Source organism: Mucilaginibacter sp. (assembly GCF_036568825.1).
Classification (GTDB): domain Bacteria; phylum Bacteroidota; class Bacteroidia; order Sphingobacteriales; family Sphingobacteriaceae; genus Mucilaginibacter.
In genome coordinates this window covers 21,669-28,273 of sequence record NZ_DATCRU010000028.1, presented here as the reverse complement: position 1 = coordinate 28,273, position 6,605 = coordinate 21,669, and the positions used below count along the sequence as shown (strand labels likewise).

Below are 6,605 nucleotides of genomic sequence, written 5' to 3'. Positions count from 1 at the left end.
TATCCGTTCAACGCTCCAAAGCAGGGCTATCATGAGCAGGACCCGGAACAAATATGGCAGGCATTTATTGAAAGCATCAAAGTTATTATTAGCCAAACTGGAGCGCCGCCATTGGCGATCAGCTTAAGCAGCGCCATGCACAGTTTCATTGCTGTTGATAAAAACGGCAATGCATTAGCACCGATGATGACCTGGGCTGATAACCGTAGCGCGGAAATTGCGATTGACGTAAGGGCGAGTAACCTGGGTATGTCGATATATAAAGCTACCGGCACTCCTATTCATTCCATGTCGCCATTATGCAAACTGATTTGGCTAAGAGAGAATGATCCTGAACTATTTCATAAAGCTCATAAGTTTATTTCGATAAAGGAATACATCTGGCATAAGCTGTTTAATGAGTTTGTGATTGATTATTCTATTGCCTCAAGTACTGGCCTATTTAACATCACCAACTTTGAATGGCATGAGGAAGCTTTAAAACTGGCAGAAATTAAAGCTGATGCTGTTTCTAAACCTGTTTCAACAGATTATTCTAAAACAAGCTCAGCATTAGATTTTCTTAATAAAAATGTCCCTTTCGTAATTGGGGCAAGTGATGGTTGTCTGGCTAACTTAGGAAGTATGGCAACTGAACCGGGGATTGCTGCAATGACCATTGGTACCAGTGGCGCAGTTCGGGTGGCAAGTAACAAGCCTCTGCCAAACACTGAAGCGATGACCTTCAGTTATATCCTGGATAAAAATACTTATATCTGCGGCGGACCGATCAATAATGGCGGCGTGGCCATGCAGTGGTGGGTAAAAAATACAGCCGGAGCTAATGCGACTGAAAAAGACTACGAACATATTTTCAGCCAGATCGAAAAAGTGCCGGCGGGAAGCAATGGTTTAATCTTCCTGCCCTATCTCACCGGTGAACGTGCGCCGATATGGGACAGCGAAAGCTGCGGCAACTTCTTTGGAGTGAAATTACAGCACACCCAGGCTGATTTTTCAAGAGCTGTTTTGGAAGGGATTTGCTTTGCCATGCGGGATGTGTTGGATGCCGTACAGGAAAACTCCGAACCGATAAAGCAGATCAATATTAGCGGTGGTTTTACCAAGTCTGAGATATGGGTACAGACACTGGCTGATATAACAGGCAAAAAATTAGCTATTCTGCAGGCGGATGATGCTTCGGCTGTTGGGGCTGCATTTATTGCTTTGAAACTGATCGGTGCTTTGAAAGAATATCCAAAAGCCAGTGATGATTTAATTATCTATCAACCCAATCCCGGAAACCGGGACGTTTATAGCAGGAACTTTAGCATCTATAAGCAACTCTACACCGATCTGAAGGCAACTATGCACCGGGTTTACAAGGCATAAAAAAAGCCGCCCGATAAAATCGGGACGGCTTTTAATCCAAATCCAAAGTCGTGCTTATTCAAGTATAGTTAAATCATCATTATTAGCTGTAGTAACTGTATTGATCTTGTTATCGGTAAAGTGTTCTGCTTTAAAATCGTTTTTAACTACGGTTGTATTAGTATTGGCCGTTAATCCGAACTCTGTTGCATTACCACTTAATTCAGCTTTGGCATGATCGTTCAATTTAACGTTAGCACTGTAAGCATCCAAATTCAAATTTGCAGATGCGTCGTTGTGCAGGTCAACATCGAACTCAATTTTAGAAAGCTTTCCGAATGTTCTTACTTCAGCGTTGTCATAAGCGGTTACAGCGCGAAGATCATCAGTGCTTACCCACACGATCAGCTTTTCAGCATTATAAGAAGTGATCCTTAAAGTACCGTTGTTGTACTGAACCAAAGCATTTTCAGAATAGTACTTGTTGTAAACTTTAACCTGTTCAACCGGACTGTCAGAAATAAATAGTTCTACATTTCCGCGAACTTCGATCTTATTAACAGCTTTGATCTCTTTTAAAAGGGTATAATCTGCATTACTTGCAGCAGCATAAGTTGATTTTGAAAATCCTGCAATTGCAACGAATAACAGGATGATAGATAAAATTTTGGTTTTCATTGTTCTTAAGTTTTATTGTATTCATCAAATGCTAACAGCATCATCTAAATACAATACAAAGGTACAATGAGTTATTGAATAATTTATCATAAAAGTGTAATTTATACACTAAGTTAAATTACTAAAAATCAATTTGTAATAAAGAAAAAGACAATTACATACTTTAATTGAAACTAATACATTAGGCGATACCTGTTTTCTTAAAATAAAAATGCCCCTGTTTTGGCAGAGGCATCGGGCATATATGAAAGTGGAATACTATTAATTCACGGCTGCTTTTTCAAGATTCTGGTGATATTCAACCAGTTTCAGCATTACGTTGATAGCATTCTCGTAGTTTTTGGCGCCAACCACTTTTTTGTATTGATTTTCAAGAGTCTTCATCTGGCTTCTCAGGTGTTCGTAAAAGCCGATGCCTTCATCGGTTAGGTACAACATTATTGACCGTGCATCGGTGCTGCATTTTTCGCTGCGCACCAGGTTCAATTCTTCTAGTTCCTTGATCACTTTGCTGGCAGCCTGTTTAGTTATGTTCAGGTTTGCGGCCAGTTTGGTAGTGGATATTCCTTTGGTACCGATGCTCATAAACATCGGTATATAAGAGTTGTTAAAGCCTTTCAGGTTAGCATGGCATAATTCAGTACAATACCAATCGTCTGATAGTCTTTTCAGCAGGTATAACAGTCTGCTGGCAACTCTTGATGTATCTTCGTTTAACATGTTTTTCAATTTTACTTCTTTCGGGCAAATAGTCAATCTGGTTTACGAATTTAACGAATATTTTCGCCAATAAGTATGTCTTAGAACTGGAATTTAACCCTTGCTCTTATTCCCCATTTTGGAGCATCGGGATTATCAAGGTAGCTTAATCTTCTAACAAGGTCCAGCCGTACAAGTTTGAATATATTCTCGATACCTGCACTGGCTTCCATATAGGGGCCATTGTTCAATGAGTGCGTAATTGTCCGGCCATCTTCTCTTACCGGGAACTGGAACAAAGAAGCGTCATTAGCCGGATTATTTTCAGACCTTAAACCACCCCAAAGGCTCTTAAATGACACCACCTCTCTTAATTTCAGATTATCCAACAACGGTATCCTGTTGAAAAATAAGCCATTAAAGTGATGATCTATATTCAAGCTGGCATAATGGTCGCTCACAAACTCCAGGTAATTCATTAAGTTGTACGACTCCAGTTGCAATGCATAGCTCTGGTTAGCATGGTGAATATCCAGCAATGGGAACGGCAGCTTATTAAAGATATACCCGCCTTCAGCCTCAACATCGGTAAAACCCAATTGAGATAGGTAGAATCGTTTGGTAATATCAGCAGTTACGCTCTGGTAGTTGTATTGTCCTTTAAGTAATCCTTTAAAACCCTGATCATAGCGCAAAGTGAAGATCGGGTATTTATCAGGGATTGGTGTACGGTACAGTTTTCCCTGGTAGAACTTTTCGTGAGGCGCATAACGCAACTCAACCGACAAATCAGTGGTTTGCAGGGTGTTGATCCTATTAGAGACACCATTTTCTGTGTTTTGAAAATAAAGCGCACCACCGGGAGCCTGATCCCAGCTTCTAAATTCAAATTTATAAGAGAAATGGTTCAGGTATTCATGTACATAATCTATCTTGAACTGATCGTTATAAGTCAGCAGGTCGCTTTCACCACGTTTGATAGAAAGCAGGAAGTTATCTTCTTGCACGAAGCCTAATTCAGTTCCGGGTATTTTGGTATCGTGCTGAAAACTTGCCCGGATATATTCCTGCGGGAATGAATAAATAGACTTATTATTGAGTGAATAAGTACCGCTAAAAAAGTACTTGAATTTGTCATCTTTCACACCATAAGCACCATAAGTTTCAAAATAATAGCGCTTACTCAGAGCGGTTGTTGTACGGCCGCCCAGGCGGGGCCTGAAACCTTCCACGGAGTTAAATGTATAAAAGGTATTTGTAGGGCCAATTTCAAACGGACCTTCGGCTTTATATCCTGCTACGAACAGCGTAACCAGGTCCATTGTCCGCTTGAAGGATGGAATGGTTTGCAGGCTATCGATATTCTTATAAATATCCAGTTGCGATTGTTTAAGTGTATCTGGGCGATTTGCTTTCCAGAACTCATCTCCTTTTTCTTTGGCATCAAAAGCAATCATTTGTGCAGGACCAGTGTAGGTTGATTCCGGGCGTGGCTTGTCGACAGCGAAATTATTGATCAGCACTATGCGCTCACCATACACACCGCCACCTTTATTCTTATTGATACCGAAATCTATTTTCAAATCACTTTGGCTTAAGCGGTAACGACCGGTTTCTGTTTTGGTATACGCCAGGGTAGTTTGCATTTTACGCACAAAGTTCAGGTTGACGTTTTTGTTAACTGTCAGTTCTGCCTTTTGTACTGCATAATTGCCATCCATAGTGATGTATATCTTACCCTCAAACAGCATATTATTGGTATTGCGTGGGGTAAAGCTCAACTCAATCAGTTGCGGACTAACATCTTTAATAGTATCAGTAATAAAGAACTTATAAAAGGCCGGTGCGCCATCAGCAATAGGGCTAAGCAGCTGGTTACCCAGCAAGGGGATATTGTTATCATATATCTCGATATCCATATATAAACGGTTAAAGTAGGTTTTCAAGCCTTCATTATCCACAAAGTTCTCATCATATTTCACCTGTTTATTGGCTTCAATCACCTGTTTTTTCACATAAGGTGATTTGCGATAGTAATTATCAGACAACTTTTCTTCCAGGTATATTGGTAGTAGGTTCTTACCGCCTATGGCATCTGAATCTTGTTCAGTAAACAGGAATTGATAGTTTTTGAATATTCTCTTTTGTTTGAACTTATCAGAAAGGTCGCTCAACGAAAACAACACGCGTTCATACTGCTGGAATTCGGCATAGTTGTAATTCTCTATACGGTTTTGATCTTTATGGGCGATGACCTTACGAATCAGTTCAACAGCAGGATTATTTTTATTGGTGTATCTTGTCTTTTTACCGCTTTTGATAACAACTTCATTTAAGGTTTTACGATCTTCAACTAAAACAATATTGACTGTTTGGGTTGTGCCTGGAGCGATATCCTTATACTGAGTTTTATAGCCGATAAATGAAATTTTGATGCGGTTATAATTGCCATCAGTGATGATCCGATAGTTACCTTGCACATCGCTGCTGTTACCAATCGATGTGCCGTCAAATGATACGCTTACGCCTGGCATGGTTTCATGAGTGCGAGCATCGGTAACCACTCCTTTTACGATAGTTTGCTGGGCCATCAAGGCAGTTGATAGCACAACGAACAACAGCAGGAGTGCGCTTTTTATAATATTATATGTATAATTGGTTTTCATGATCTTACTACTTACGGTGATTGGTATTAGGCGGCTTTTGTATAGCTTAAATTTTCTTCAGCGGCCAGTTCCACTACTTTTGCATTTTGTTTTTTGAGGCCTTTGACAAAATCAATTACCACATTGTTACTTAAAAATGCGGTGGCTGATATGAAGCAACTTTTCAGAAAAATGAGCACCATACCGGTTTCTGCATCGGATCCTGAAAAATTATCGCTGAAAATTTGTTTCAACAACAGTGTCAGGTAATAATTTACCCTGTCGGAGGTAATGCCCGACATTGCCAACAACCTGCTCCATTTGAAGCTCTTAGCTTCGTTTATCATCATTTTAGCGCTGTCTAAAACTGACTGATCGAGATGTATACATGGTGTTTTCATAACTGTTGTGATTGATGATACAAAGGTAAACTAAGTTGACTAAATTAGTCAACTTAGTTTACTAAAAAATTCATTAAATCAGGTATTGTGACATTGCCGTGATACGGCTGACTTTACTGTGATAAAAGTCTTAAGATGAGCGCTCTGTTAGTTTTCTACAGATGCAAGAGTTGTATTTTTATAGGCAGGTTTTTGCAGTTGTACCTTCAGATTCTCGAAGATTTTCAGAGGAGCATCTGTTGCAAAAATGTTTACCAGCCATGCAGGCAATGAGCCTCCCGGGTCAACATGTATCGAATATTGAACATGTACCTGGCTTGTTCCAATTGGCGTGATCACCCATTTGCCGGAAGAGTTGTCAATCCTCACAATTCCCTTCTTTACAGGTACATAGCCGGGAACAGCCGGACCATCAATAGTTATGATTTTAGTTGAAGGATCTTTGCTTACTGTCAGATGGGCAACAAAATCACGGTTTGCTGCTGGCCAGGGCAAACTAACTTCTGAATAATAATAAAGCTCAGAAGCTGATACCTGCTTAATTAACTTTGCAGACTTTACATGATACACCCAATCGGTAGCTGTGTTCACATCCATTACCACTGCAACCAACTGAGATGGCGTCGCATTTAAATCGCATTCAACCTTAACCGCTTTTATTTTTGAATCAGGAACAATGCTGGTATATACTTTAATGCCTTCTTTATCGGCACTCAGTTTCCAATCATTTTGTGCTGATGCAGTAGCTACAGTCAGCACCATAAAAAGTGAAGTAAATAATACTTTATTCACCCGGTTAATGATTTGATTAATTGCTTTCATCTCTGTAAGT

Annotated in this window: 6 protein-coding genes; 1 reads left to right on the top strand and 5 read right to left on the bottom strand. The window is 39.9% G+C overall.

The features are described 5' to 3' along the window. The coding region (locus VIM89_RS06135; protein ID WP_488155257.1) for a gluconokinase at positions 1–1,371 on the top strand (1,371 nt) is incomplete at its 5' end. A 54-nt stretch (positions 1,372–1,425) separates the two neighbouring features. On the opposite strand, the gene VIM89_RS06130 is transcribed toward VIM89_RS06135, so the two are convergent. The 5 genes from VIM89_RS06130 to VIM89_RS06110 all read right to left on the bottom strand — a co-directional run bounded on the left by VIM89_RS06130 (position 1,426) and on the right by VIM89_RS06110 (position 6,595). Further along, positions 1,426–2,028, bottom strand: coding sequence for a GIN domain-containing protein (locus VIM89_RS06130; protein ID WP_488155256.1), 603 nt, complete (start codon positions 2,026–2,028; stop codon positions 1,426–1,428). Positions 2,029–2,289: 261 nt separating this feature from the next. Continuing rightward, entirely contained in the window at positions 2,290–2,748 is a 459-nt protein-coding gene (locus tag VIM89_RS06125; protein WP_488155255.1) for a MarR family winged helix-turn-helix transcriptional regulator, read from the bottom strand. A gap of 80 nt (positions 2,749–2,828) precedes the next feature. Continuing rightward, a complete protein-coding gene (locus VIM89_RS06120; RefSeq protein WP_488155254.1) occupies positions 2,829–5,393 on the bottom strand; it encodes a DUF5686 and carboxypeptidase-like regulatory domain-containing protein in 2,565 nt (854 codons plus the stop codon). A gap of 26 nt (positions 5,394–5,419) precedes the next feature. Continuing rightward, positions 5,420–5,773, bottom strand: a complete 354-nt coding sequence (locus VIM89_RS06115) for a hypothetical protein (RefSeq protein WP_488155253.1) — start codon at positions 5,771–5,773, stop codon at positions 5,420–5,422. Between the two features lie 147 nt (positions 5,774–5,920). Beyond that, complete coding sequence (locus tag VIM89_RS06110) at positions 5,921–6,595, bottom strand: START domain-containing protein (protein ID WP_488155252.1); 675 nt, start codon at positions 6,593–6,595, stop codon at positions 5,921–5,923. Positions 6,596–6,605: the final 10 nt, after the last annotated feature.